This window comes from Kitasatospora sp. NPDC058406, from assembly GCF_042722765.1.
Classification (GTDB): Bacteria; Actinomycetota; Actinomycetes; order Streptomycetales; family Streptomycetaceae; genus Kitasatospora.
The window spans coordinates 1-24,561 of sequence record NZ_JBHXKE010000020.1 but is presented as its reverse complement, the minus strand read 5'-3'; the positions used below and the strand labels follow the sequence as shown (position 1 = coordinate 24,561).

Below are 24,561 nucleotides of genomic sequence, written 5' to 3'. Positions count from 1 at the left end.
TGTGTGACAGAGAGAGGGTTCCCCCATGAAGGTCAGTACCAGAGTCGAGTGTCCCGAGGACGCACCCGCCACCAGACGCGTCCACATGGCCGCGTTCCCCGGCCCGGACGAGGCCGACCTGGTGGACGCGCTGCGCCGCGATCCCGCCTGGCTGCCCGGCCTGTCCGTGGTCGCGGTCGACGGCTCCGGGCTCGTGGTCGGGCACGCGCTGCTCACCCGGCTGCGGGTCGGCGAGGGCGAGGGCCTCGCGCTCGCGCCGGTCGCGGTCGCCCCGGAGTGGCAGCGCAAGGGAGTCGGCGAGCTGGTGGTCAAAGCGGCGCTGACCGCCGCCGAGGAGGCCGGCGAGACCCTGGTCGTCGTCCTCGGCGACCCGGAGTACTACGCGCGGTTCGGCTTCCTCCCGGCCCAGCGGCACGAGGTCACCGGCCCCTTCGAGGTGCCGGACGCGTACTTCCAGGTGCTCGCCCTGTCCGGGTACGACGGGTCTCCGCGGGGCCTGTGCCGGTACCCGGAGCCCTTCGTGGCCGTCTAGCCTCCCGGCCGCCCAGGGCCTGACGCCTGGGTCCCGATGCCTGCGGGCCGCTGCCGACGGTCCGACGCCCGGGGCCCGGCGCCGACGGTGCTAGGGCCTGGCGCCGAAGCCGACCGTCGCCCGGCAGCTGCGGACGAACGCGGCCATGGCGGGCGTCAGCCTCCGGTCCTTCGGCCAGTACAGCCCGACCTGGCTCGGGCTGAGTCCCCGCACCGGCCGGTACGCGACATCCTCACGCGGTGCCAGCCGGCTCATCGTTCCCGGGGCGAAACCGATGCCCTGGCCGCACACCACCGCGGTCAGCCACTCGTCGGTGTTGTGCGCCACCGCGCCGATCCGCACAGGTCGCCCGCCCCGCTCCCGGACCGCCAGCCAGTAGTCCCGCCAGTGCCCGGACTCGTGCGGAATCGCCACGAAGGGCTCGTCGAGCAGCTCCTCGAAGTCGATGACCGCACGGTCGGCCAGCCGGTGCCCGGCGGGCAGCGCCGCACAGCGCGGCTCCTCGCCCAGCACGGCGACGTTGTACCGCTCGGACAGCGACGGCGGGGCGTGCCAGAGCGTCAGGTCGATCTCGCCGGTCGCCAGGCCCGAGGTGGGGTCGAACCAGTTGTTCTGCCGCAGCTCCACCTGCCAGCCCGGCATCCGCCGGGTGAAGTCGGCGACCGTGCGCTGGGTCATCAGGTTGATGATGCCGCCCTCGAACCCCACCCGCAGCGTCGAGCCCTGCTCCGCCGAGGCCGCCCGGGTCGCGCGCAGCGCCTCGTCCCACCCGGACATGATCGCGCCGGTGTGCGCGGCCAGCGCCCGGCCCGCCCGGGTGGGCGCCATGCCGCGCCTCGACCGTTCGAACAGCTCCACCCCGAGCAGGGCCTCCAGCTGGCGGATCTGCTTGGTCAGCGTCGGCTGGGAGACGAACAGCCGGGCCGCGGCTGCGGTCAGCTGGCCCTCCTCGCAGACCGCGGCGAAGCTGCGCAGCAGCCGGGTGTCCACATCCATGCCCCAAGGTTATGGAACCGGAAATTGGACCCGTCCGGCAGGTCTGGGTCAAGGTTGACCGTCCGGCCTCCGGGCCGGCCCACGGGGGAGCCCGGCAGCGGCGGTTCAGGGGGCCGCCGCTGCCGCGCCGGGCACCCGGACCTGCGGGAGCCGCGTTCACCGCCTACCGTGAGGGGTCATCAGCACCCCGCCGAACGGAGGCACCCAGGTGGCAGCCAAGGCCCAGCGCGAGCAGACCGGTCAGGGCGGGAGGGCCGACAGCGGCGGGCGGCCGGACGCTCCGGCGGCCGGGCGGCTGGAGCGGAAGCCCTACGAGCGGGAGCTGCTCCGGCTCCAGGAGGAGCTGGTGAAGCTCCAGGAGTGGGTGCGGGCCGAGGGCGCCCGGCTGGTCGTGGTCTTCGAGGGGCGGGACGCGGCCGGCAAGGGCGGCGCGATCAAGCGCGTGACGGAGTATCTGAACCCCCGCATCGCCAGGGTCGTCGCCCTGCCCACGCCCACCGAGCGCCAGCGCACCCAGTGGTACTTCCAGCGGTACGTCGAGCACCTGCCGGCCGCCGGGGAGATCGTGCTGTTCGACCGCAGCTGGTACAACCGGGCCGGGGTGGAGAAGGTGATGGGCTTCTGCACCGACGAGGAGTACTGGCAGTTCCTGCACCAGTGCCCGATCTTCGAGCGGATGCTCGCCGAGTCCGGCCTGCTGCTGCGCAAGTACTGGTTCTCGGTCAGCGACACCGAGCAGGAGCGGCGCTTCCGGGACCGGCTGGCGGACCCGATGAAGCGGTGGAAGCTCTCGCCGATGGACGTCGAGTCGGTCGCCCACTGGGAGGACTACTCGCGGGCCAAGGACGAGATGTTCCTCCACACCGACACCCCGGAGTCGCCCTGGCACGTGGTGGAGAGCGACGACAAGCGGCGGGCCCGGATCAACATGATCGCCCACCTGCTCTCCACCGTCCCCTACCGGGAGGTCAGCCCCCGGGAGATCGTCCTGCCGCCCCGGCCCGCCTCGCGCGGCTACCAGCGGCCCCCGCGCGACCTGCAGAAGTACGTCCCGGACCACGCGGCGGGCCTCGGCCGGTCGTAGGGCTCGCCCGGCCGGGGCCCGCCGTGCCCGGCGTGCCCGGCCGGGGACCGCTCCGGGAACGGGGAGGGGCCGGGAGGGGGCCGTACTGCTCCGAACGGCTCCGCGGCGTTGCCGGACTCCCGCCCCCGGCGTGCGATGGACGTGCTCGGGAAGGCGCGGGCGGCCGGCACGGCGCCCGCCGGAGGTCAGGAGACCCGCCCATGTTCGTTCGCACGGTCTACGCCACCGGCGACCCGGCCGCACTGGACCGGACCCTCGACGGCCTCCGCGCCGAGGCCGTCGGGCTGCTCGCCCCGCAGCCCGGCTACCGCGGCTTCGGACTGTTCGCCGACCGGGAGCTCGGCATCCTCACCATGGGCTCCTGGTGGGAGAGCGCCCGGGCGGAACGCGAGAGCGACGAGCGGCTGCGCGGACGGCGGGCCGAACTGCTGGCGCCGTTCGCCGGGACGGTGACCACGGACCTCTGGCAGGCGGTGGTCGCCGCCCGGCCCGTGCAGGCCGGTCCGGGGGCCTGGTTCCGGCTGGCCCGGTTCGACTTCGACCGGGTGCAGGGCGACCGGATCGCCGCCGCCTTCCGCGAGCGGGCGCTGCCCGCGATGCAGCGGATCGACGGGTTCCTCGGCGGCTCCATGCTGTTCGCCGTCGAGGACGAGCGTGGTTCGGTGGGCGGGCTCTTCGCGGACCGGGCCGCGCTGGTGGCCTCCCGCGGCGCGGTCGCGGAGGCCCGGGCCCGGGCGGTGGCCGGCGGCGGGGTGAGGCTGCGCTCGCTGGAGGAGTTCGAGGTGATCCTGCTCGACCTGCCGAAGCAGCCGTCGCCGTAGTCGTACGCCGTGGTCCTGGTCGTGGTCGTACGCCGTCGTCGTGGCCGGGGCGCCCGCGGGCGGCGGGCGGGCCGGGCTGTCGGCGGGCTCGCATAGGCTTCCGGTGTGGACGAACCGGACCTCTTCACCGCCGCCGCCGAGGAACGCCAGGCCAAGGAGCCCGGCCGGGCCCCGCTCGCCGTGCGGATGCGCCCGCGCACCCTCGACGAGGTGGCCGGCCAGCGGCAGCTGCTGAAGCCCGGCTCGCCGCTGCGCCGCCTGGTCTCCGGCTCGCGCGGCCCGGCCGCGACCAGCTCGGTGATCCTCTGGGGCCCGCCCGGCACCGGCAAGACCACGCTGGCGCACGTGATCAGCCAGGCCGTCGAGGGCCGCTTCGTCGAGCTGTCCGCGATCACCGCCGGGGTGAAGGAGGTCCGCGCGGTCATCGACGGCGCCCGCCGCGCCGTCGGCATGACCGGCCGGGAGACGGTGCTCTTCCTGGACGAGATCCACCGCTTCTCCAAGGCCCAGCAGGACTCGCTGCTGCCCGCCGTGGAGAACCGCTGGGTCACCCTGATCGCCGCGACCACCGAGAACCCGTACTTCTCGGTGATCTCCCCGCTGCTCTCCCGCTCGCTGCTGCTCACCCTGGAGTCGCTGACCGACGACGACGTCCGGGCCCTGCTGCACCGCGCGGTGGCCGACGAGCGCGGGCTGGCGGGCGCGGTGGAGCTGACCGCCGAGGCGGAGGACCACCTGGTCCGGCTGGCCGGCGGGGACGCCCGGAAGGCGCTCACGACGCTGGAGGCCGCGGCCGGGGCGGCGCTGGAGAAGGAGGAGGCCGCGATCACGCTGGCCACCACCGAGACCGCCGTCAACCAGGCCGCCGTCCGGTACGACCGGGACGGTGACCAGCACTACGACGTGGCCAGCGCGCTGATCAAGTCGATCCGGGGCAGCGACGTGGACGCCACGCTGCACTACCTGGCCCGGATGATCGAGGCGGGGGAGGACCCGCGGTTCATCGCCCGCCGGCTGATGATCTCGGCGAGCGAGGACGTCGGCCTCGCCGACCCGACGGCGCTCCAGACGGCGGTGGCGGCGGCCCAGGCGGTGGCCCTGATCGGGTTCCCGGAGGCGCGGATCATCCTCTCCCAGGCGGCGATCGCGCTGGCGCTGGCGCCCAAGTCCAACGCCGCCTACCTGGCGATCGACGCGGCGCTGGCGGACGTCCGGCAGGGGATGGCCGGGTCCGTCCCGCCGCACCTGCGGGACGCGCACTACGGCGGCGCCGGCAAGCTGGGGCACGGCCAGGGGTACCAGTACCCGCACGACCTGCCGGAGGGCATCGCGACGCAGCAGTACGCGCCGGACGCGGTGCACGGCAAGGAGTACTACCGGCCGACCCGGCGCGGCGGCGAGGCCCGGTACGCGGACGTCGTGGAGTGGACCAGGGGGCGGCTCAGGGGAGAGTGATCCCCGGGTATACTCGTGCGAAGTGCCATGTCCCGGGACGGCGGCAGGGGAGACCCTGACCGACCGGCCGCACCAGCGGGACACCGGCCACGGCCCTCCTCGGAGGGCCCAGGAGCGTCGCGCACCGTTTCGGTGTCGCGTGCAGCCCACCAGAGCACCGTGGTGGGCCACTCGTGTGCAAGCACTTCCGTGCCCGGCTCCGGAGAGCGGCTGATCGCACTGCCTTCAGGGCGGTGGGGTTGTCTCCGGGTCGCGACGAGCGACCTCCGTCAACACCTGGTGAAGCCGTAGTCGGAAGCAAGGAAGGTTTGGTTCATGGCGAACCAGAAGCGTCCCAAGGTCAAGATCGCGCGTGCGCTCGGCGTGCCGCTGACCCCGAAGTCCGTCAAGTACTTCGAGGCCCGCCCGTACCCGCCCGGCCAGCACGGCCGTGGCCGCAAGCAGAACTCGGACTACAAGGTCCGTCTGCTGGAGAAGCAGCGTCTGCGCGCCCAGTACGACCTGAGCGAGAAGCAGATGGCGCGCGCGTTCGACCGCGCGAAGAAGGCCGAGGGCAAGACCGGTGAGGCGCTCGTCGCCGAGCTGGAGACCCGTCTGGACTCGCTGGTGCTGCGTTCGGGCATCGCCCGCACCATCTACCAGGCCCGCCAGATGGTCGTCCACGGCCACATCGAGGTCAACGGCGGCAAGGTCAACAAGCCGTCGTACCAGATGAAGCCGGGCTTCGTGGTCACCGTCCGCGAGCGCAGCAAGGAGAAGGTCCCGTTCCAGGTCGCCCGTGAGGGTGGCTACGCGGGTGAGGGCCAGACCCCGAAGTACCTCGAGGTCAACCTGAAGGCCCTGGCCTTCCGCCTGGACCGTGCGCCGCAGCGCAAGGAGGTCCCGGTGATCTGTGACGAGCAGCTGGTGGTCGAGTACTACTCGCGCTGACCCGCGAGCGGTACGCCTGTCGTACCCAGCGAGCCCCCGTCGCCTTCGTGGCGACGGGGGCTCGCCCCTTTTCCGGTGCCCCGGGGACGGTGCGTCACCCGGACCGGTTCAGTACTCCTCGCCGGTCATCGCGGCGACGAGCCGCAGGTGCGGGCGGGCCTCCTCGGCGCGGTTCTGGCGCTCCAGGGTGCGCCCGAGCATCAGCCGGGCGTAGTCCTCGGCGGGGTTCGCGTCGAGCACCCGGCGCAGCTCCGCCTCGGCCCGGGACAGCTGGGCGGAGTGGAAGTAGCTGCGGGCCAGGAGCAGCCGGACCGAGAGGTTGGCCGGCTCCTCGGCCAGCACGTCCTCCAGCATCCGGGCGGCGTCCGTGTACGCCTTGGAGTCGAAGTAGAACGTCGCCATGCGGTAGTCGTCGGCGGTGTGGGTGGCCACGGGGTGCTCCTTCCGTACGGGCCGGGTGTCTCTGGCCGCTCCAGCAATGGACAGGATTCAACTATTCCCGCCCGGATCCTCGCCCGCGGCCGACGGCGGCGCCCTGCCCGGCCCGGCGGCGGTGCGGTCGCCGGCCCCCGCCGTCCCGGCCGCCGCGGGCTCAGCGCCAGACCGGTGACGGCCGCGGCGTCGGCGGCATCGGCCCGGGACCCGGCCCCGGGCTCGGCCCCGGGCCCTCCGGACGCCCGCCGCCGAGGGCCCGGCGCACGGCCGCGTCCAGGTCCAGCCGGGCGCCGCTGGCGAAGAAGTCGGTGAACTCCTGCTCGGTCAGCCCCGCGCCGGCCCGCTCCTCGCAGGCCCTGTGCGGACCGTTGAAGGTCCGCGAGCCGAAGAAGGGCTTGCCCACCGTCTGCCAGATCCGGTGCGCCGCGCCCTGCAGCACCCGGGCCTCCCGCAGGTCGCCGGGCTCGCCCGGGCCGCCCGGCTCCGTCTCCAGCAGCGCCAGCAGGTCGATCGCCAGCACGATCCCCAGCAGGTCGTTGAACAGGTGGTTGAGCCGGACGCTCTCGCGGGCCAGGGCCCGGGCCGGCCGCACCTCGCCGTTCAGCCAGTGCGAGTAAGCGAGGGCGTAGAGCGCGTACGCGTACGCCCACTGCTCGCCGTGGTCCTCGCACAGCTCGCGGACCTGCGCCAGCCAGAGCTCGCCGCTCTCGCGGTCGCCCTGGAAGAGGTAGGCGATGCCCAGCTCGAACATCGCCATCAGCACGTTGCTGTTCAGCTCGCCGATGGTCCGGTAGTGCCAGAGCGCCTCCTCGAACAGCTCGGCCGCGCGGACCGGCTCGTCGCCGATCAGCGCCGCGCAGCCCTGCCGGTGCACGGCGTAGGCGAGCGCCCGGTCGTCCCCGGTGGCCAGCGCCTGCCGGCGGCACTGCTCCAGCGCGGGGCGGGCGGCGACCAGGTCCCCCTGGAGGGTGGCCGTGTAGCCGGTGACCCAGAGCGCCTTGGCCCGGGCCTCGGTCGGTTCCGGGTCCAGCGCCAGCGCCCGGTCCAGCCAGTGCCGCCCCTCGCCGAGGTGGCCGCAGCCGACCCAGTAGAACCAGAGGGTGCCGGCCAGCAGCAGCGCGAGCTGCTCCTCCCCGGGCTCGGCCAGGCAGAACTCCAGCGCGGCCCGCAGGTTGGCGTGCGCCAGCTCGGTGCGTTCGGCGGTCTCCGCCTGTCGGGGGCCGAACCACTCGACCTCGCCCCAGGTGGCCACGCCCAGGTACCAGTCACGGTGCCGGCGCAGCAGCCGCTGCTCCTCGCCGGCCGCGCGCAGCCACTGCAGCCCGTACTCGCGGACGGTGTCCAGGAGCCGGAACCGGACACCGAAGGCGCAGTCCTCGCGGAGCACCACGGACTTGGCGACCAGCTCGGTCAGCAGGTCGAGCAGCTCGTCCGGATCGACGCCGCCGCCGGCGCAGACGTACTCGGCGGCGTCCAGGTCGAAACCGCCGGCGAAGACGGAGAGGCGGGCCCAGAGTAAACGTTCCTGCACCGTGCAGAGCTCGTGACTCCAGCCGATCGTCGTGCGTAAGGTCTGATGGCGCGCGAGCGCCGTCCGGTCGCCCCCGGTCAGCAGCCGGAACCGGTCGTCCAGCCGGGCGCCGATCTGCGCCACCGACAGCGTCCGCAGCCGTCCGGCGGCCAGCTCCACCGCCAGCGGGATGCCGTCCAGCCGCCGGCAGAGCTGGGCGATCGTCTCCGCGCTCTCGGCCGTGACCTCGAAGGACGGCACCACCGCCCGGGCCCGGTCCTCGAACAACTGCACCGCGTCCGGCAGCGCCCCCGGGTGCACCGGGCCGACCGGCAGCGGCGCCAGGGTCAGCAGGTGCTCGCCGGCCGTCCGCAGCGCCACCCGGCTCGTGGTCAGCACCCGCAGGCCGGGCAGCGCCCGCAGCAGCGCCCGGACGAGCTCCGCACAGGCCTCCGCCAGGTGCTCGCAGCCGTCCAGCACCAGCAGCAGCCGGCGGCCGACCAGCTGCTCGGTCAGCACGTCCAGCGGTGACCGTGCGGTGCCGTCCGTCAGCCGCAGCGCCTCCAGGACGGCGTGCCCGAGCAACTGCCGGTCCTGGACGGGCGCGACCTCGACCAGCCAGGTGCCGTCCGGGAACGCCCCGCCCGCCCGGGCCGCCGCGCGGAGCGCCAGCCGGCTCTTGCCGACCCCGCCCGGGCCGGTCACCGTCACCAGCCGCTGCCCGGCCAGCAGCCGGGCGAGTTCGGTCAGCTCCGGCTGCCGGCCGACGAAGCTGGTGACCTCCGCCGGCAGCCGCCCCGGTGCGGTCGCCCCGGGCCGCGGTGTGGATTCCCCGTCCAAGCGCTGCTCCCCGTGTGTCCCGGCCCGGGCCTGCGGTCCGGGCGTCCGTCGGGCCGCGTGGATGGCGGCCTGCCTGGCAGAACGAGGTGACCGGCGGGTAGGTTACGCGCGCGGATCGCACACCCGACCGGATCGCCGGGCGGTCCCGTCCCGGCAACCCGGTCCGGAAACCGGGCGTGGTCGCGATAGGGTTCCCCTGGAGAACCGCAAGGCGAGGGAGCGCGTCGAAGTGTCCGTGGGAGAGCTGGCCGGTCTGCTCGTCGCCGTGTTCTGGGCGGTCCTGGTCACCCTGCTCGCGGTCGTGCTGGTCCGGCTCTCGCGGGTGCTCAAGGAGGCCACCGTCCTGGTCTCCGCCGTCACCGAGCAGGCCGTGCCGCTGCTGACCGACGCCGGAGCGGCCGTGCGCAGCGCCAACGAGCAGCTGGAGCGGGTGGACGAGATCACCGCCAACGTGCAGGACGCCGCCGCCAACGCCAACGCGCTCTCCTCCACCGTCGCGGCCACCCTGGGCGGGCCGCTCGTCAAGGTCGCCGCCTTCAGCTACGGCGTGCGCAAGGCCGTCGCCAAGCAGCAGGGCGGACCGGTCCTGCCCACCCAGCCGTCCGAGCGCGAGGAGCTGGCCCGGCTGATCCGGGCCGAGGTGCGCGCCGCGACCGTCCCCAAGAGCGGCCTGCTCGCGCGGGTCCGGCGTGCGGTGAGGAGCTGACGGCATGGTGCGACGCATCTTCTGGATGGCGGTCGGCGCCGGTGCCACCGTCTGGGCCATGAACAAGGCCAACGAGGCGGTCCACCGGCTCACCCCGGACAGCCTCTCCGGCACCGCCGCGCGCGGCGCGCTGAACCTGGGTGACGCGGCCAAGCGGTTCGCGCTGGACGTGAAGGCCGGGATGGCCGAGCGCGAGGAGCAACTGCGCGAGGACCTCGGACTGGACGGCACCGCCGTCGTGGAGCCCCGTCACCGCCGCGTCCTGCGCGGCGAGCCCCAGTACCGAGCTATCTCGGCGGCGCCCGGCAGCCCGGCCGCCGCCCTGCCTCCGTCCAGCAGCGCCCGCGCACCGTCCGACGGTGCCCGCACCACCCCCCAAGCCATCGAAAAGACGCCCCGACGTGCGCTTCCGCCGCGGGGCGGTACTGACCGGAAGGACCACTAATGGAGTCGGCAGAGATCCGCCGCCGCTGGCTGCGCTTCTTCGAGGAGCGCGGCCACACCGTCGTTCCGTCGGCGTCCCTGGTCGCCGACGACCCCACCCTGCTGCTGGTCAACGCCGGCATGGTGCCGTTCAAGCCGTACTTCCTGGGCGAGGTCAAGCCGCAGTTCTCGCGCGCGACCAGCGTGCAGAAGTGCGTCCGCACCCTGGACATCGAGGAGGTCGGGAAGACCACCCGGCACGGCTCCTTCTTCCAGATGTGCGGCAACTTCTCCTTCGGCGACTACTTCAAGGAAGGCGCCATCAAGTTCGCGTGGGAGCTGCTCACCGGCTCCGTCGCGGACGGCGGCTACGGCCTGGAGAAGGAGAAGCTCTGGATCACCGTCTACCAGGACGACGACGAGGCCGAGCAGATCTGGCGTGACGTCATCGGCGTCCCGTCCGAGCGCATCCAGCGGCTCGGCATGAAGGACAACTTCTGGTCGATGGGCGTCCCCGGCCCGTGCGGCCCGTGTTCGGAGATCAACTACGACCGCGGCCCCGCGTACGGCGAGGAGGGCGGCCCGGCCGTCAACGGCGAGCGCTACCTGGAGATCTGGAACCTGGTCTTCATGCAGTACGAGCGCGGCCACGGCGACGGCAAGGACGGTTTCGAGATCCTCGGCGACCTGCCGAGCAAGAACATCGACACCGGCCTCGGCCTGGAGCGCCTCGCCGCCATCCTCCAGGGCGTCGACAACCTCTTCGAGATCGACACCAGCCGGATGATCCTGGACCGGGCGGCCGAGCTGACCGGCCACACCTACGGGGCGGACCGCCGCTCGGACGTCTCGCTGCGCGTGGTCACCGACCACATCCGCACCGCCCTGATGCTGATCGGCGACGGCGTCACCCCCGGCAACGAGGGCCGCGGCTACGTGCTGCGCCGCATCCTGCGCCGCGCCATCCGCAACATGCGGCTGCTGGGCGCCACCGGTGTGGTCGCCAAGGACCTCACCGACGTCGCCATCAAGGCGATGGCTCCGCAGTACCCGGAGCTGGAGGCCGACCGCAAGCGCATCGAGACGGTCGTCGTCGGCGAGGAGGCGGCCTTCCTGCAGACCCTGAAGGCCGGCACCAGCCTGCTGGACGCCGCGGTCACCGAGACCAAGCAGGCCGGCGGCGCGGTGCTCTCCGGCGACCAGGCCTTCAAGCTGCACGACACCTACGGCTTCCCGATCGACCTCACCCTGGAGATGGCCGAGGAGCAGGGCCTCCAGGTCGACGAGAGCGGCTTCCGCCGCCTGATGCAGGAGCAGCGGGACCGCGCCAAGGCGGACGCCAGGGCCAAGAAGATGGGCCACGCCGACGTCGCCGCCTACCGCGAGGTCGCCGACAGCTCCGGTGCCAGCATCTTCACCGGCTACACGCGCACCGAGGGCGAGGCCACCGTGGTCGGCCTGCTGGTGGACGGCGTGCCGTCGCCGGCCGCGTCCGAGGGCGACGAGGTCGAGATCATCCTCGACCGCACCCCGTTCTACGCCGAGGGCGGCGGCCAGCTCGCCGACCACGGCCGGATCCGGCTGGACTCCGGCGCGGTCGTCGAGATCCGTGACGTGCAGCAGCCCGTCCCGGGCGTGGTCGTGCACTCCGGCGGCGTGCTGTTCGGTGAGGTCGTGCTCGGCTCCGCCGCGTACGCCACGATCGACGTCGAGCGCCGCCGGGCCATCGCCCGCGCCCACTCGGCCACCCACCTGACCCACCAGGCGCTGCGCGACGCGCTCGGCCCGACGGCCGCCCAGGCCGGTTCGGAGAACGCGCCGGGCCGCTTCCGCTTCGACTTCGGCTCGCCCGCCGCCGTGCCCGGCAGCGTGCTGGTCGACGTCGAGCAGAAGATCAACGACGTGCTGACCCGCGAGCTGGAGGTCACCGCCGAGGTCATGACGATGGACCAGGCCCGCAAGGCCGGCGCCATCGCCATGTTCGGCGAGAAGTACGGCGACGAGGTCCGGGTCGTCACCATCGGCGACTTCTCCAAGGAGCTGTGCGGCGGCACGCACGTCGGCAACACCGCCCAGCTGGGCCTGGTGAAGCTGCTCGGCGAGTCCTCGATCGGCTCCGGCGTGCGCCGCGTCGAGGCGCTGGTCGGCGCCGACGCGTACCGCTTCCTGGCCCGTGAGCACACCGTGGTCGCCCAGCTCACCGAGCTGGTCAAGGGTCGCCCGGAGGAGCTGCCGGAGAAGATCTCCGGCATGCTCGCCAAGCTCAAGGACGCCGAGAAGGAGATCGACCGCTTCCGCGCCGAGAAGGTGCTCGCGGCTGCCGCGGGCCTCGCCGACTCGGCCGAGGACGTGCGCGGCATCGCCGTGGTGGCCGCCAGGATCGGCGACGGCACCGGCGCGGACGAGCTGCGCAAGCTGGTCCTGGACGTGCGCGGCCGGCTGGGCTCGCGCCCGGCCGTGGTCGCCGCGTTCACCGTGGCGAACGGCCGCCCGCTGACCGTGATCGCCACCAACGAGGACGCCCGCGGGCGCGGCATCAAGGCCGGCGAGCTGGTCCGCACCGCGGCCAAGACCCTCGGCGGCGGCGGTGGCGGCAAGGACGACGTCGCCCAGGGCGGCGGCACCGACCCGGCCGCGGTCGACGCGGCCATCGCCGCCGTGCGCGGCCTGGTCGCGGAGCGCGCCTCCTGATGGACGAGCAGGTCGAGGAGCGGCCCTTCCGGCGCGGGCGGCGGATCGCCGTCGACGTCGGGGACGCCCGGATCGGGGTCGCGTCCTGCGACCCCGACGGGGTGCTCGCCACGCCGGTCGAGACCGTCCCGGCCGGGGCGAAGTCGCAGGCCAGGATCGCCGCGATCGTCGAGGAGTACGAAGCGGTCGAGGTGATCGTCGGACTGCCGCGCTCGCTCAGCGGCAAGGAGGGTCCGGCGGCGGAAAAGGTCCGGGGCTACGCGGCCCGGCTGGCCAACCGGCTCTGGCCGGTACCGGTCCGGCTGGTCGACGAGCGGATGTCCACCGTCACCGCGACCCACGGGCTGCGCGCCTCCGGGGTCAAGGCGAAGAAGGGCCGCTCGGTGGTCGACCAGGCCGCCGCCGTGGTGATCCTGCAGACCGCCCTTGAGTCCGAACGGGTGAGCGGACGCCCGCCCGGTGAGAGCGTCGGGGCGGACGGCTGACCGCCCTGGTCTAACGTCCCGGTGAGGGGCCCGTGCGGACGCGTCCGCACGGGCCCCTCTGCCGTTGCCGACGTGCGCTTTCCGCGCGGGCCCGCCGAGGGGGCGCAGTGACCGACCTGGACTTCACGCCCGGACTCACCCCCGGCCACCTCGGTGCGCCGGTGCTCGAACCGGAGGGCCGCCCGCCGGGCGCGCCCCGCCCGAGACCTGACGCGCCGGACCCGCACCGCCGGCGCAACGGGCTGGCCTGCCTGCTGACCGCGCTCTCGCTGATCGCGGTGTTCGGCGGGGCCGGGCTGGCCGGGTTCAGCTGGATCCAGGGGCAGCGCAAGCCGTCGGTCGCCGCGGACTACGCGGGCGCGGGATCCGGTTCCGTCCAGGTCTCGGTGCCGGAGGGCGCCGGGCTGAGCCAGATCGCCTCGGCGCTGGTGCGCAACGGCGTCGTCGCCAGCTCGACCGCCTTCACCCGGGCGGCCAAGGGCAGCGCCGCCGCCGCCGGGCGCATCCAGCCCGGCACCTACACGCTCCGGCAGAAGATGTCGGCGGCTGCCGCGCTCGCCGTGCTGGTCGACCCGGCCAACGCCAACGGCCTGACCATCCCCGAGGGGTGGCGCGGCAGCCAGATCTACGCGGCGATCGACCGGAAGCTCCAGCTGCCCGAGGGCAGCACCGAGAAGGCCGCGCAGGAGCAGGCCGCCGAACTGGGCCTGCCGGAGTTCACCAACGGCAGCCCCGAGGGGTACCTCTTCCCCGCGACGTACAGCGTCACCGAGGGCACCGACGCGGTCGACCTGCTCCAGCAGATGGTCGAGCGGGCCGGCAAGGAGTTCGCCCGGGACGACGCGGAGGTCGTCGCGCAGAACCTCGGCCAGAGCCTGTACGGGCTGGTGACCATCGCCAGCATGATCCAGGGCGAGGCCGACAACGCCGAGGACATGGGCAAGGTCTCCCGGGTCATCTACAACCGGCTGGCGAAGAACATGCCGCTCCAGCTGGACTCGACGATCAACTACGCGCTCGGGCGGTCGACGCTGAACACCAGCGTCACGGACACCCGGCTCGACTCGCCGTACAACACCTACCGGCACGCCGGGCTGCCGCCGACGCCGATCTCCAACCCGGGGCGGCAGGCGATCATGGCGGCGGTCGACCCGACGGCGGGGGACTGGCTCTACTTCGTCACGGTGAAGCCCGGGGACACCCGGTTCACCGACAGCTTCGAGGTGCAGCAGAAGAACGTGGCGGAGTTCAACGCCACCCGGGTGTCGGCGAGCCCGACGGCCACGGCGTCCGAGTCCTCCTCGGCGTCGGCCGGTGCGTCGGCGCCGTCCGGGGAGGCCGGGCACTGACGGTGTCGTCCCTGCCCCGCGGGGGTGAGGTGACGGTTCGGGGGTGGTGCGGCGCCGGTCCGGTGAAGGTCCGCCGGACCGGCGCGGCGGTCGTTCCCCCGAGGTCCACCGGCCGCGTACGGAGGGCCCCTTCGACGGCCGACGGCTCGGCCGGGAGACGGTCTGCGGTACGGTAGCGTCTCCGTCCAGGTGTTGCGCTAGCACGCCGGTTCGAGAATCAGCCGGGACACCGTCCCGGACGGCCGGGCCGATCCTCCGGTCGTCTCCGTCGGTATAAGGGGATCAATGACCGATCTGGGTCGGGGCTACGGCCCCCAGGGCTCCGAGCCGTGGAATCCGGACGATCCCGGGTACGGCGGTCAGCAGCCGGTCCCCGGCCAGCAGGACGGGCAGTGGCAGCAGCACTCCCAGCAGGCGCAGTACGGCGGCGGTGAACAGGGGTACCCGCAGCAGCAGATGCAGCCCGGCGCGGGCCAGCAGGGCATGGGGCAGCAGGGTTACCCCCACCAGGGTCAGCAGCAGGGGCACCAGCAACAGGGTTACCCGCAGCAGAATCAGCAGCAGGGCTACCCGCAGCAGGGTCAGCAGCAGGGCTACCCGCCGCAGGGGCAGGGCCAGCAGCAGTTCGCCGGCGGCCAGCAGGGTTACCCGCAGCAGCAGATGCCGCAGGGCACGCCGCAGCAGCCCGTACCGCAACAGCCCGTACCCCAGCAGGCAGGGGCCCCGCAGGCCGGACCGCGGCAGCAGAAGGCGCCCGCCGCCGCGCAGCCCTCGGGCCCGGGCCCGGACGGCATCGACTGGGAGGCCGAGGCCGCCGCGCTGGAGGCCGGCGCCGACGGGCCGGAGACCGGCCCCGAGCACGCCGAGGACGAGTGGGACGGCCACGAGGAGGAGTACTCCGAGGACGCCGGCGAAGCGCCCGACGAGCAGGACGGGTTCCTCGGCGACCAGGACCAGTCCCGCGAGGCCAAGAAGAAGCGCAAGGAGAAGGGCAAGAAGTCGGGGCGCCGCAACGGCGGCGCCTGCCTGGTGGTCGCCCTGGTGCTGGTCGGTGCCGTGGGCGGCGCCGGCTGGTGGGGCTACGGCTTCTACCAGGACCACTTCGGCCCGCCGCCGGACTTCGTCGGCCAGGGTTCCGGCTCGACGACGGTCGAGATCAAGCAGGGCGCCGTGGGGGCCCAGATGGGCGCCGCGCTGAAGGCGGCCGGCGTGGTCAAGAGCGTCGACGCCTTCAGCAAGGCGTGCGAGAAGAACCCCAAGTGCACCACCATCCAGTACGGCACCTACACCCTCCCCCGCGAGATGTCCGCCGAGGCCGCGGTCGCGGCCCTCGTGGACGCGAACGGCGGCGAGAAGCTGATCGTCCAGGAGGGGCTGACGTCCACCGCCACCTTCGTGAAGATCGACGACAAGCTGAAGCTGGCCAAGGGCACCACGGCCGAGGTCGCCAAGGCCCAGGTCGGCAGCCTCGGCCTGCCCGCGTACGCCAACGGCAACATCGAGGGCTTCCTCTGGCCGGCCCGCTACTCGATCTCCGAGGGCATGAAGCCCGAGGACCTGCTCAAGCAGATGGTCAAGAACGCCGTCGAGCGCTATGCGAGCCTGGACGCGGAGGCCCCCAAGATCGGCCTCAAGAACGGCTACGAGGTGGTCATCGAGGCGAGCATCCTCCAGGCCGAGGGCAACAACCCGCAGGACTTCGCCAAGATGGCCCGGACCATCCAGAACCGGCTGGCCGACAAGGGCAAGATCGACGGCAAGCTCGGCATGGACACCACGCTGCAGTACGCGCTGGGCCGCAAGGTGCTCGACAAGAAGGACATCAACGACGCGTCCAACAAGTACAACACCTACTACAATCCGGGCCTGCCGCCCGGGCCGATCTCCAACCCGGGCGACGCCGCGCTCAAGGCGACGCTGAACCCGGCGGACGGCAAGTGGCTGTACTTCATCGCGATGTCGCCGGAGCTGACCCTGTTCGCGGACACGGACACCGAGCACGCGACCAACGTCGAGCAGTACTGCAAGGCGAACGGCCAGAAGTTCGACAAGGTGGCCGTCCACTGCACGACGAAGTGACAGTTGCTCAGGGAGACACCAGCGTGACCAGCAAGCACCGGGCCGCCGTCCTCGGCTCGCCGATCGCCCACTCGCTCTCGCCGGACCTGCACCGGGCGGCCTTCGCGGCGCTCGGGCTGGACGGCTGGCGCTACGACCGCTTCGAGGTCGACGAGGAGGGCCTGCCCGCCTTCCTCGACGGGCTGGACGAGACCCAGTGGGCGGGCTTCTCGCTCACGATGCCGCTCAAGCGCGCGGTCATCCCGCTGCTCGACGGGATCAGCGACGCCGCCCGCGCGGTCGAGGCGGTGAACACCGTGGTGTTCACCGCCGACGGGCGGCGGACCGGTGACAACACCGACATCCCCGGGCTGGTCAACGCACTGCGCGAGCGCGGCGTCACCGACGTCCCCTCGGCGGCCGTGCTCGGCGCCGGAGCCACCGCCTCCTCCGCGCTGGCGGCGCTGGCCCTGATCGGCACCCGCGAGGTGACCGTCTACGTGCGCAGCCCCGAGCGGGCCCGGGAGATGGCGGAGCTGGGGGAGCGGCTCGGCGTCGCCGTCCGGACCGCCGACTGGGCGCGCGGTGCGGAGGCGCTGGCCGAACCGCTGACCGTCTCCACCACGCCGGCCGGGGCCACCGACGGCTTCGCCGACGCGCTGCCGGCCGAGCCGGGCGCGCTGTTCGACGTGCTCTACCACCCGTGGCCGACGAAGCTGGCGGCGGTCTGCGCGGAGCGCGGGGCGACCGTGCTGGGCGGGCTGGACCTGCTGGTGCACCAGGCGGTGCTGCAGGACGAGCTCTTCACCGGGCGGGTGCCCGGCCCGCTGGCGGCGGTCCGCGCGGCGGGCGAGGCGGCGCTCGCCGGGCGCTGAGCCCGACCTCCCCCGGTGGTCCCGTCCGCCGTTCGGCCGGTCGCTGTCCGTCACCCGGACCGTGCGTCCGGGTGGTCCCGCGGCATGAAAGGATTCGGGGGAGAAGGCATGCACGCCCGGGCGGGTCGCGGCTGCGCGGCCGGTCCGCTGATGAAGGAGCTCCGTTGGGTACGTTGCGCTGGCTGACGGCGGGGGAGTCGCACGGCCCCGCACTCGTCGCGACGCTGGAGGGCCTGCCCGCCGGTGTACCGGTCACCACGGCCGTGGTGGCCGACGCGCTGGCGCGTCGCCGGCTCGGCTACGGCCGCGGCGCACGGATGAAGTTCGAGCAGGACGAGGTGACCTTCCTCGGCGGCGTCCGGCACGGCGAGACCATGGGCAGCCCGGTGGCGATCATGGTCGGCAACACCGAGTGGCCGAAGTGGGAGCAGGTCATGTCGGCCGACCCGGTCGACCCCGAGGTGCTGGCCGGTCTCGGCCGCAACGAGGCGCTCACCCGCCCCCGCCCCGGCCACGCCGACCTGGCCGGCATGCAGAAGTACTCGCTCGACGAGGCCCGCCCGATCCTGGAGCGCGCCAGCGCCCGTGAGACGGCCGCCCGGGTCGCGCTCGGCGCCGTCGCCCGCGCGTTCCTCAAGGAGACCTGCGGCATCGAGATCGTCAGCCACGTGGTCGAGCTGGCGGCCGCCAAGGCCCCGGCCGGTGTGCTGCCGCTGCCGTCCGACGAGGCGAAGCTGGACGCGGACCCGGTCCGCTGCCTGGACCCCGACGCCTCCGAGGCGATGGTCGCCGAGATCGACCAGGCCCACAAGGACGGCGACACCCTCGGCGGTGTGGTCGAGGTCCTCGCCTACGGCGTGCCGGTCGGCCTCGGCTCCCACGTGCACTGGGACCGCCGGCTGGACGCCCGTCTGGCCGCCGCGCTGATGGGCATCCAGGCGATCAAGGGCGTCGAGGTCGGCGACGGCTTCGACCTGGCCCGGGTGCCTGGCTCCCAGGCGCACGACGAGATCGTCCCGACCCCCGAGGGCGCCCGGCGCACCTCCGGGCGTTCCGGCGGCACCGAGGGCGGCCTCTCCACCGGCGAGCTGCTGCGGGTGCGCGCCGCGATGAAGCCGATCGCGACCGTTCCGCGCGCGCTGCGCACCATCGACGTGCGGACCGGCGAGCCGGCCAAGGCGCACCACCAGCGTTCCGACGTCTGCGCCGTGCCGGCCGCCGGCATCGTCGCGGAGGCGATGGTCGCCCTGGTGCTGGCCGACGCGGTGAGCGAGAAGTTCGGCGGTGACCACGTGTCGGAGACCCGCCGCAACGTGCGGAGCTACCTCGACCACCTGGTCGTCCGATGACCGCACCCGTCGTGGTGCTGGTCGGGCCGCCCGGCAGTGGCAAGTCCACCGTCGGGCAGACCGTCGCCGAGCGGCTCGGCGTCGGGTTCCGGGACACCGACGCGGACGTCGAGGCACAGGCGGGCAAGCCCATCCCCGACATCTTCATCGACGAGGGCGAGCCGCACTTCCGCGCGCTGGAGGCGGCGGCCGTGCGGGCCGCCGCCGCGACCCACGGCGGCGTGCTCGCGCTCGGCGGCGGCGCGGTGATGGCGGACGCCACCCGAGACCTGCTGCGCGGGCTGCCGGTGGTCTTCCTGGAGGTCCCGCTGGCCGACGCGGTCAAGCGGGTCGGCCTCGACGCCCCCCGCCCGCTGCTGGCCGTCAACCCGCGGGCCCGCTGGCGCGAGCTGATGGAGGCCCGTCGTCCCCTCTACCTGGAGGTGGCCACCGCCGTCGTCGACACCGCCGGCCGCACCCCCGGGCAGGTCGCGGACGCCGTACTGGAAGCACTGGAGCTGAAGACCCCCCATGACTGACATCGTCACGATCCACGTCGGCGGCAGTGCCGGCCACGACCCGTACGACGTGCTGATCGGGCACCAGTTGCTCGGCGAGCTGGCGCCGTTGATCGGCGGCCGGGCCCGGCGGGTGGCGATCATCCACCCGGAGGCGCTGGAGGCCACCGCCGAGGCGGTCCGGGAGGACCTGCTCGGTGAGGGCTACGAGGCGATCGCCCTCCAGGTGCCCAACGCCGAGGAGGCCAAGAGCGCCGAGGTCGCCGCCTACTGCTGGTCGGTGCTCGGCCAGACCGGCTTCACCCGCAGCGACGTCGTCGTCGGCCTCGGCGGCGGTGCCACCACCGACCTGGCCGGCTTCGTCGCCGCCACCTGGCTGCGCGGGGTCCGCTGGATCTCGATGCCCACCACGCTGCTCGGCATGGTCGACGCGGCGGTCGGCGGCAAGACCGGCATCAACATCGCCGAGGGCAAGAACATGGTCGGCTCCTTCCACCCGCCGGTGGGCGTGCTGGCCGACCTCGGCACCCTGGAGACGGTTCCGAAGCACGACTACGTGTCCGGCCTCGCCGAGGTCGTCAAGTGCGGCTTCATCGCCGACCCGGCCATCCTCGACCTGATCGAGGCCGACCCGGAGGGCGCCAGGACGCCCGCCGGGCCGCACACCGTCGAGCTGATCCGGCGCGCCATCCAGGTCAAGGCCGACGTGGTCTCCGGCGACCTCAAGGAGTCCGGCCGGCGGGAGATCCTCAACTACGGGCACACCCTCGGTCACGCCATCGAGCGCAACGAGCGGTACAAGTGGCGGCACGGCGCCGCGATCTCGATCGGCATGGTGTTCGCCGCCGAACTGGGCCGGCTGGCCGGGCGGCTGGACGACGAGACCGCCGACCGGCACCGCAGCGTGCTGGCCTCGGTCGGTCTGCCGCTCAGCTACCGCGCGGACGCCTGGCCGAAGCTGTTGGACGCGATGAAGATCGACAAGAAGTCCCGCGGCGACCTGATCCGGTTCATCGTGCTGGACGGCCTCGGCAAGACCTCCGTGCTGGAGGGCCCCGACCCGTCCCTGCTGGTCGCGGCCTACGCGGAGGTCTCCTCGTGACCAGGGTCATGGTGCTCAACGGCCCCAACCTCGGGCGGCTCGGCAGCCGGGAGCCGGACGTCTACGGCTCCACCTCGTACACCGGGCTGGTCGAGCGCTGCACCGCGCTCGGCACGGAGCTGGGCTTCGAGGTCGAGGTGCACGAGACCAACTCCGAGCAGCAGATGGTCGAGTGGCTGCACGAGGCGGCCGACGGCCGGGTCCCGGTGGTGATCAACCCTGGCGCGTTCACCCACTACTCGTACGCGATGCGGGACGCCGCCGCGCAGCGGACCGCGCCGCTGATCGAGGTGCACATCTCCAACCCGTACGCCCGGGAGACCTTCCGGCACACCTCGGTGATCGCCGCGGTGGCGTCCGGCACGATCGCCGGATTCGGGCTCGGCTCGTACGAGCTGGCCCTGCGCGCGCTCGCCGAGCAGCTCACCACGGGCTGACGGGCGGACGGCGCGCGTGTCGGCGGCCCGGCGGCGGACTGTGTCAGCTGCCGGGCCGCCGTGTAGTGTCCCCGCTGAAAAGAAGTCGGGAGGTGACCGTGACGCAGTACACCGGGGATGGCGGGCTCCCCCCACGTCCCGTCGCTCCGCCGGTCCCGCCGGGTCCCGGTAGCGCCGCCGGGCCGGTCTCGTCCGCGTCCTCGCAGGACTCCCTGTCGGGGCCGCCGACCGTACCCGTGCCGGTGGTCCGGCCCGGGCCGCCCACGGGCCCGCCGGCCGGTCCGCCCCCGGTGCCGCCCGCGCCCGGCCCGGCCTCCGTGCCCGCCCCGGGACCCTCAGGTCCGCCGCCGGTGCGGCTGGCCCCCGCCCCGGCCCCGGTACCAGCCGGCGCCACCGGGCACTTCCTGCTGCCCTCCGGCTCGCCCGTCCAGCTCCCGGCGCACCCGCCGCAGCCGCACGCGCCCTCCGGCCCGATCGCGGTCCTGCTGATCGGCCCTGCCGGGGCGGGCAAGACCACCGTCGCGCGGCACTGGGCCGAGCGGCGCCCCAGCCCGACCGCGCACATCAGCCTCGACGACGTCCGCGAGTGGGTGCAGTCCGGCTTCGCCAACCCGCAGTCCGGCTGGAACAACGCCTCCGAGGCGCAGTACCGGCTGGCCCGCCGGACGTGCGGCTTCGCCTGCCGCAACTACCTCGCCAACGGCATCTCCTGCATCATCGACGACGCGGTCTTCCCCGACCGCCCGGCGATCGGCCTCGGCGGCTGGAAGCGGCACATCGGGCCCGGCATGATCCCGGTGGTGCTGCTGCCCAGCCTGGACTCGGTGCTCAGCCGCAACGCCCGGCGGGGCGGCAACCGGCGGCTCGGGGACGAGGAGGTGGCCCGGATCCACGGCCGGATGGCCGGCTGGTACAACTCCGGGCTGCCGATCATCGACAACTCCCACCTGGACGTCGCGGCGACCGCCGCCGAGCTGGACCGGGTGATCCTGGCCCGGCTGCTGGGCATCCCGGTGCGCTGAGCGGCCCGTCCGGCCGGTCCGTGCGGCCCTCCGTCGTCGCGGCCGGCCTGTCGGTGCCGACTGCGATGATGGACGGGTCCTGATCGAACCACCGGGGGGAGCCGCGCCCGTGCCGGAAGGCCACATCATCCACCGTCTCGCCGCCGAGAACCACGGGGCCTTCGGCGGCCGTCCGGTCCGCGCCAGCAGCCCGCAGGGCCGGTTCACCGACAGCGCCGCGCTGATCGACGGCCAGGAGCTGGTCGCGGCGGAGGCCACCGGGAAGCACCTGTTCCTCGGCTTCGCGGACGACGCGTGGGTGCACGTCCACCTCGGGCTGTACGGCGGCTTCACCTTCGGCGACGGGCCCGCTCCGGTGCCGGTCGGCCTGGTCCGGCTGCGCCTGGAGAACGACGACCACTTCGCCGACCTCCGCGGCCCCAACACCTGCGCGCTGATCACCGGTGCGGAGAAGGCGGCCGTCGCCGCCCGGCTCGGCCCCGACCCCCTGCGGGGCGATGCCGATCCGGAGCTCGCCTGGCGGCGGATATCCGGCAGCCGGACGACGGTCGCGGCGCTGCTGATGGACCAGAAGGTGCTGGCGGGGGTCGGCAACGTCTACCGCGCCGAGGTGCTGTTCCGGCACGGCATCGACCCGCACCGGGCCGGCCGCGACCTTCGCCGCGCCGAGTGGGACGCGATCTGGACGGACCTGGTCGCGCTGATGCACGAGGGTGTCGGCGCGGGCCGGATCGACACCGTCCGGCCGGAGCACACCCCGGAGGCGATGGGCCGCCCGCCGCGCGTGGACGACCACGGCGGCGAGGTCTACGTGTACCGGCGGGCCGCGATGCCGTGTCTGGTCTGCGGCACTGACGTCCGGACCGAGGAGCACGCGGCGCGGAACCTCTTCTGGTGCCCGTCCTGCCAGCGGGCGTAGCCGTTCCGGGCAGCTGACGGGGGCTCCGGGGCGGAGCCGCCCGGCCGTCGCCCGGGGTGCCGCTCTGCCGTCGCCCGGGGTGCCGCCCGGGGTCGCCCCCCTGCCCGGCCGGTCGGTCAGCCGGCCGCGGCGGCGCTCCCGGGCTCCACCCCGTCGGCCGGCTGGTCGGGGAACTCGACGTGCTCGTCACCGGCGCACTCGTCGAGCAGGGGGCGCATGGCCTCGTCCACAAGCCGGTAGCGCACCACACGTCCGTCCTTCTCCCCGGCCACCACGGCGGCGGTGCGCAGCAGGCGCAGTGCCTGCGAGACGGCCGGGTCGCGCATGCCGGTGGCGACCGCCAGGTCGCTGACGGCCAGGGGACCGGCCCGGTGCAGGGCGAGCAGCAGGGAGAGCCGCCCGGGGTCGGCGAGCAGGGAGAACCGCTCGGCCCAGGCGCGGACGTGGCCGGTGTCGCCGATCGCCGCGATCGCCTCGCAGACCCGGTGTCCGTCGATGGTGCGATGGCCCGCGCGGTCGGCCGGTACGAGATGCATGCCCGCATTCTTGCAGCCGGCGACCTGTGATCCTTGACACCTGCGCAGGTGCGCAGCCTTGCACGGGTGTTCGGGGACCTCTACGTTGATCCCCGCCGTGGTGCTCGGGAAGACCGGTGGAGGACCCCCAGGGGTCCCAGTCCGGAGCGGCCCTCGCCACTGTGATCGGGGGAGTCGTCCGTGCCCACGACGCCACTGGGTGCCTCGCGCACCTGGGAAGGCGGGTACGGAAGCCCGTAAGCCAGGAGACCGGCCACGGCATCTCACGAGGTATTTCCACGAGGTGCTGGAGCGTGATCCCACGATGACCCTGCCCGAGACCGCCGCCGATCCCGCAGTGTCCGCCGCCCTGCCGACCTTCCGCTGGAGACGGGCGGACACCCTCCGCACGGCCGGCCTGATGGGCGTGATCCTGGCCATGCACGTGGTGGCCTTCGGCACCCTGATCTTCCTGGTCGCGCCGGAGAAGTACGAGGTCGGAACCCAGGTCTTCGGTGTGGGCCTGGGCATCACCGCCTACACCCTCGGTATGCGGCACGCCTTCGACGCCGACCACATCGCGGTGATCGACAACACCACCCGCAAGCTCATGGCGGACGGCAAGCGGCCGGTCTCGGTGGGCTTCTGGTTCGCCCTCGGGCACTCCTCGATGGTCGTGCTGATGGCGGCCCTGGTCGCGGGCGGCGCCCAGCTCGCCGGCACGCTGATGGACGACGAGTCCACCACCCACCAGTGGCTGGGCGTGGTCGGCACCTCGGCCTCCGGCGTCTTCCTCTACCTGATCGGCGCGCTCAACCTGGCCGCGCTGTTCGGCATCCTCAAGGTGTTCCGCTCGATGCGCGCCGGGCGGTACGACGAGGCCGAGCTGGAGGAGCACCTGAACGCGCGGGGCCTCCTGGCCCGGGTGCTCAACCGGGCGACCCGTTCGATCACCCGGCCGGGGCAGATGTTCCCGGTCGGCATGGTGCTGGGCCTGGGCTTCGACACCGCGACCGAGGTGTCGCTGATGGTGATGGCCGGCTCCGGCGCCGCCTCCGGCCTGCCCTGGTACGCGATCATCTGCCTGCCGCTGCTGTTCGCGGCCGGGATGAGCCTGTTCGACACGCTGGACGGCACGTTCATGAACTTCGCCTACCAGTGGGCGTTCTCCAACCCGGTGCGGAAGGTGTACTACAACCTGACCATCACCGGGCTGTCGATCGCGGTGGCGTTCATCATCGGGACGATCGAGCTGGTCGGGGTGCTGCACGAGAAGCTCGACCTCACCGACCCGGTGAGCGGCTGGGTCGCGGAGATCTCGCTGGACAACGTCGGCTACGCGATCGTCGCGCTGTTCGTGGTGGTCTGGGCCGCGGCCATCGCGTACTGGCGGCTGGCGGGTGTCGAGCGGAAGTGGAGCCCGCAGGCGGTCCGGCCGGTGCCGGCCGCCGGACCGGTCGTCGAGCCGGCCCGCGACGGCTCGTAGCCGACGCGGGACCGGACGGCGCCCGCCGGACCCCTCCACGGGTC

Annotated in this window: 23 protein-coding genes and 1 riboswitch; of the genes, 19 read left to right on the top strand and 4 right to left on the bottom strand. The window is 73.5% G+C overall.

Features of this window, described 5'->3' with window-relative positions; genetic code table 11:
- Nucleotides 1-25 precede the first annotated feature (25 nt).
- Entirely contained in the window at nucleotides 26-532 is a 507-nt protein-coding gene (locus tag ACFWOG_RS06425; RefSeq protein ID WP_329882246.1) for an N-acetyltransferase, read from the top strand.
- 90 nt (nucleotides 533-622) lie between these two features.
- Here ACFWOG_RS06425 and ACFWOG_RS06420 read toward each other — a convergent pair whose 3' ends face one another.
- Nucleotides 623-1,528: a LysR family transcriptional regulator gene (locus ACFWOG_RS06420; protein WP_329949843.1), complete on the bottom strand. Its 906-nt coding sequence runs from the start codon at nucleotides 1,526-1,528 to the stop codon at nucleotides 623-625.
- Nucleotides 1,529-1,823: 295 nt separating this feature from the next.
- On the opposite strand from ACFWOG_RS06420, the gene ppk2 reads away from it, so the two are divergent.
- From ppk2 to rpsD, 4 genes are all read left to right on the top strand, one after another.
- Nucleotides 1,824-2,612, top strand: a complete 789-nt coding sequence (ppk2, locus tag ACFWOG_RS06415; protein WP_329882375.1) for a polyphosphate kinase 2 — start codon at nucleotides 1,824-1,826, stop codon at nucleotides 2,610-2,612.
- Between the two features lie 200 nt (nucleotides 2,613-2,812).
- The gene (locus tag ACFWOG_RS06410; RefSeq protein WP_380355374.1) at nucleotides 2,813-3,433 is read left to right on the top strand and encodes a hypothetical protein; all 621 of its coding nucleotides are present in this window, start codon (nucleotides 2,813-2,815) and stop codon (nucleotides 3,431-3,433) included.
- 105 nt (nucleotides 3,434-3,538) lie between these two features.
- Entirely contained in the window at nucleotides 3,539-4,888 is a 1,350-nt protein-coding gene (locus ACFWOG_RS06405) for a replication-associated recombination protein A (protein WP_329882243.1), read from the top strand.
- A 315-nt stretch (nucleotides 4,889-5,203) separates the two neighbouring features.
- A complete protein-coding gene (rpsD, locus tag ACFWOG_RS06400; RefSeq protein WP_063346792.1) occupies nucleotides 5,204-5,818 on the top strand; it encodes a 30S ribosomal protein S4 in 615 nt (204 codons plus the stop codon).
- Nucleotides 5,819-5,926: 108 nt separating this feature from the next.
- On the opposite strand, the gene ACFWOG_RS06395 is transcribed toward rpsD, so the two are convergent.
- Both ACFWOG_RS06395 and ACFWOG_RS06390 read right to left on the bottom strand, forming a co-directional pair.
- Nucleotides 5,927-6,220, bottom strand: coding sequence for a tetratricopeptide repeat protein (locus tag ACFWOG_RS06395; RefSeq protein WP_329882373.1), 294 nt, complete (start codon nucleotides 6,218-6,220; stop codon nucleotides 5,927-5,929).
- A 190-nt stretch (nucleotides 6,221-6,410) separates the two neighbouring features.
- Nucleotides 6,411-8,603 (bottom strand): AAA family ATPase, encoded by a 2,193-nt coding sequence (locus ACFWOG_RS06390; RefSeq protein WP_329949845.1) that lies wholly within the window; start codon nucleotides 8,601-8,603, stop codon nucleotides 6,411-6,413.
- Between the two features lie 229 nt (nucleotides 8,604-8,832).
- On the opposite strand from ACFWOG_RS06390, the gene ACFWOG_RS06385 reads away from it, so the two are divergent.
- The 13 genes from ACFWOG_RS06385 to ACFWOG_RS06325 all read left to right on the top strand — a co-directional run bounded on the left by ACFWOG_RS06385 (nucleotide 8,833) and on the right by ACFWOG_RS06325 (nucleotide 22,516).
- A complete protein-coding gene (locus ACFWOG_RS06385) occupies nucleotides 8,833-9,309 on the top strand; it encodes a DUF948 domain-containing protein (RefSeq protein ID WP_329882241.1) in 477 nt (158 codons plus the stop codon).
- 4 nt (nucleotides 9,310-9,313) lie between these two features.
- A complete protein-coding gene (locus ACFWOG_RS06380; RefSeq protein WP_329882240.1) occupies nucleotides 9,314-9,754 on the top strand; it encodes a DUF6167 family protein in 441 nt (146 codons plus the stop codon).
- Nucleotides 9,754-12,423, top strand: coding sequence for an alanine--tRNA ligase (gene alaS / locus ACFWOG_RS06375; protein WP_329882239.1), 2,670 nt, complete (start codon nucleotides 9,754-9,756; stop codon nucleotides 12,421-12,423). Before ACFWOG_RS06380 ends, alaS begins: the two co-directional genes overlap by 1 nt.
- A complete protein-coding gene (gene ruvX, locus ACFWOG_RS06370; RefSeq protein ID WP_329949847.1) occupies nucleotides 12,423-12,908 on the top strand; it encodes a Holliday junction resolvase RuvX in 486 nt (161 codons plus the stop codon). Before alaS ends, ruvX begins: the two co-directional genes overlap by 1 nt.
- A 107-nt stretch (nucleotides 12,909-13,015) precedes the next feature.
- Nucleotides 13,016-14,257 carry an endolytic transglycosylase MltG gene (gene mltG / locus ACFWOG_RS06365; RefSeq protein ID WP_329949848.1) on the top strand — a complete coding sequence of 414 codons (1,242 nt, stop codon included), beginning with the start codon at nucleotides 13,016-13,018 and terminating at the stop codon, nucleotides 14,255-14,257.
- Nucleotides 14,258-14,542: 285 nt separating this feature from the next.
- Nucleotides 14,543-16,336 carry an endolytic transglycosylase MltG gene (mltG, locus tag ACFWOG_RS06360; protein ID WP_380355369.1) on the top strand — a complete coding sequence of 598 codons (1,794 nt, stop codon included), beginning with the start codon at nucleotides 14,543-14,545 and terminating at the stop codon, nucleotides 16,334-16,336.
- A 23-nt stretch (nucleotides 16,337-16,359) separates the two neighbouring features.
- Entirely contained in the window at nucleotides 16,360-17,190 is an 831-nt protein-coding gene (locus tag ACFWOG_RS06355) for a shikimate dehydrogenase (RefSeq protein WP_380355366.1), read from the top strand.
- Between the two features lie 164 nt (nucleotides 17,191-17,354).
- Nucleotides 17,355-18,539 (top strand): chorismate synthase, encoded by a 1,185-nt coding sequence (gene aroC / locus ACFWOG_RS06350; protein ID WP_355404217.1) that lies wholly within the window; start codon nucleotides 17,355-17,357, stop codon nucleotides 18,537-18,539.
- Nucleotides 18,536-19,057, top strand: a complete 522-nt coding sequence (locus ACFWOG_RS06345) for a shikimate kinase (protein WP_329882232.1) — start codon at nucleotides 18,536-18,538, stop codon at nucleotides 19,055-19,057. Before aroC ends, ACFWOG_RS06345 begins: the two co-directional genes overlap by 4 nt.
- A complete protein-coding gene (gene aroB, locus ACFWOG_RS06340; RefSeq protein ID WP_329882231.1) occupies nucleotides 19,050-20,138 on the top strand; it encodes a 3-dehydroquinate synthase in 1,089 nt (362 codons plus the stop codon). The genes ACFWOG_RS06345 and aroB overlap by 8 nt, the downstream gene beginning before the upstream one ends.
- Before the next feature lie 8 nt (nucleotides 20,139-20,146).
- Nucleotides 20,147-20,575, top strand: coding sequence for a type II 3-dehydroquinate dehydratase (aroQ, locus tag ACFWOG_RS06335; protein WP_329882371.1), 429 nt, complete (start codon nucleotides 20,147-20,149; stop codon nucleotides 20,573-20,575).
- 98 nt (nucleotides 20,576-20,673) lie between these two features.
- Nucleotides 20,674-21,597 carry an AAA family ATPase gene (locus tag ACFWOG_RS06330; protein ID WP_380355406.1) on the top strand — a complete coding sequence of 308 codons (924 nt, stop codon included), beginning with the start codon at nucleotides 20,674-20,676 and terminating at the stop codon, nucleotides 21,595-21,597.
- A 109-nt stretch (nucleotides 21,598-21,706) separates the two neighbouring features.
- The gene (locus ACFWOG_RS06325) at nucleotides 21,707-22,516 is read left to right on the top strand and encodes an Fpg/Nei family DNA glycosylase (protein WP_380355362.1); all 810 of its coding nucleotides are present in this window, start codon (nucleotides 21,707-21,709) and stop codon (nucleotides 22,514-22,516) included.
- A 116-nt stretch (nucleotides 22,517-22,632) separates the two neighbouring features.
- Here ACFWOG_RS06325 and ACFWOG_RS06320 read toward each other — a convergent pair whose 3' ends face one another.
- The gene (locus tag ACFWOG_RS06320) at nucleotides 22,633-23,052 is read right to left on the bottom strand and encodes a metalloregulator ArsR/SmtB family transcription factor (protein ID WP_329949852.1); all 420 of its coding nucleotides are present in this window, start codon (nucleotides 23,050-23,052) and stop codon (nucleotides 22,633-22,635) included.
- A gap of 81 nt (nucleotides 23,053-23,133) precedes the next feature.
- Nucleotides 23,134-23,325, top strand: a riboswitch (cobalamin riboswitch).
- Nucleotides 23,326-23,356: 31 nt separating this feature from the next.
- On the opposite strand from ACFWOG_RS06320, the gene ACFWOG_RS06315 reads away from it, so the two are divergent.
- Nucleotides 23,357-24,517, top strand: coding sequence for a HoxN/HupN/NixA family nickel/cobalt transporter (locus ACFWOG_RS06315; RefSeq protein ID WP_380355359.1), 1,161 nt, complete (start codon nucleotides 23,357-23,359; stop codon nucleotides 24,515-24,517).
- Nucleotides 24,518-24,561: the final 44 nt, after the last annotated feature.

What these genes read in the sequence shown, in the direction of transcription:
- ACFWOG_RS06395 (WP_329882373.1), bottom strand. Translation starts at nt 6,220, where the DNA reads ATGGCGACGTTCTACTTCGACTCCAAGGCGTACACGGACGCCGCCCGG.
- rpsD (WP_063346792.1), top strand. Translation starts at nt 5,204, where the DNA reads ATGGCGAACCAGAAGCGTCCCAAGGTCAAGATCGCGCGTGCGCTCGGC.
- aroQ (WP_329882371.1), top strand. Translation starts at nt 20,147, where the DNA reads ATGGTGCTCAACGGCCCCAACCTCGGGCGGCTCGGCAGCCGGGAGCCG.
- ruvX (WP_329949847.1), top strand. Translation starts at nt 12,423, where the DNA reads ATGGACGAGCAGGTCGAGGAGCGGCCCTTCCGGCGCGGGCGGCGGATC.
- ACFWOG_RS06410 (WP_380355374.1), top strand. Translation starts at nt 2,813, where the DNA reads ATGTTCGTTCGCACGGTCTACGCCACCGGCGACCCGGCCGCACTGGAC.
- ACFWOG_RS06320 (WP_329949852.1), bottom strand. Translation starts at nt 23,052, where the DNA reads ATGCATCTCGTACCGGCCGACCGCGCGGGCCATCGCACCATCGACGGA.
- ACFWOG_RS06420 (WP_329949843.1), bottom strand. Translation starts at nt 1,528, where the DNA reads ATGGATGTGGACACCCGGCTGCTGCGCAGCTTCGCCGCGGTCTGCGAG.
- alaS (WP_329882239.1), top strand. Translation starts at nt 9,754, where the DNA reads ATGGAGTCGGCAGAGATCCGCCGCCGCTGGCTGCGCTTCTTCGAGGAG.
- ACFWOG_RS06380 (WP_329882240.1), top strand. Translation starts at nt 9,314, where the DNA reads ATGGTGCGACGCATCTTCTGGATGGCGGTCGGCGCCGGTGCCACCGTC.
- ACFWOG_RS06425 (WP_329882246.1), top strand. Translation starts at nt 26, where the DNA reads ATGAAGGTCAGTACCAGAGTCGAGTGTCCCGAGGACGCACCCGCCACC.
- ACFWOG_RS06345 (WP_329882232.1), top strand. Translation starts at nt 18,536, where the DNA reads ATGACCGCACCCGTCGTGGTGCTGGTCGGGCCGCCCGGCAGTGGCAAG.
- aroB (WP_329882231.1), top strand. Translation starts at nt 19,050, where the DNA reads ATGACTGACATCGTCACGATCCACGTCGGCGGCAGTGCCGGCCACGAC.
- mltG (WP_380355369.1), top strand. Translation starts at nt 14,543, where the DNA reads ATGACCGATCTGGGTCGGGGCTACGGCCCCCAGGGCTCCGAGCCGTGG.
- ACFWOG_RS06315 (WP_380355359.1), top strand. Translation starts at nt 23,357, where the DNA reads ATGACCCTGCCCGAGACCGCCGCCGATCCCGCAGTGTCCGCCGCCCTG.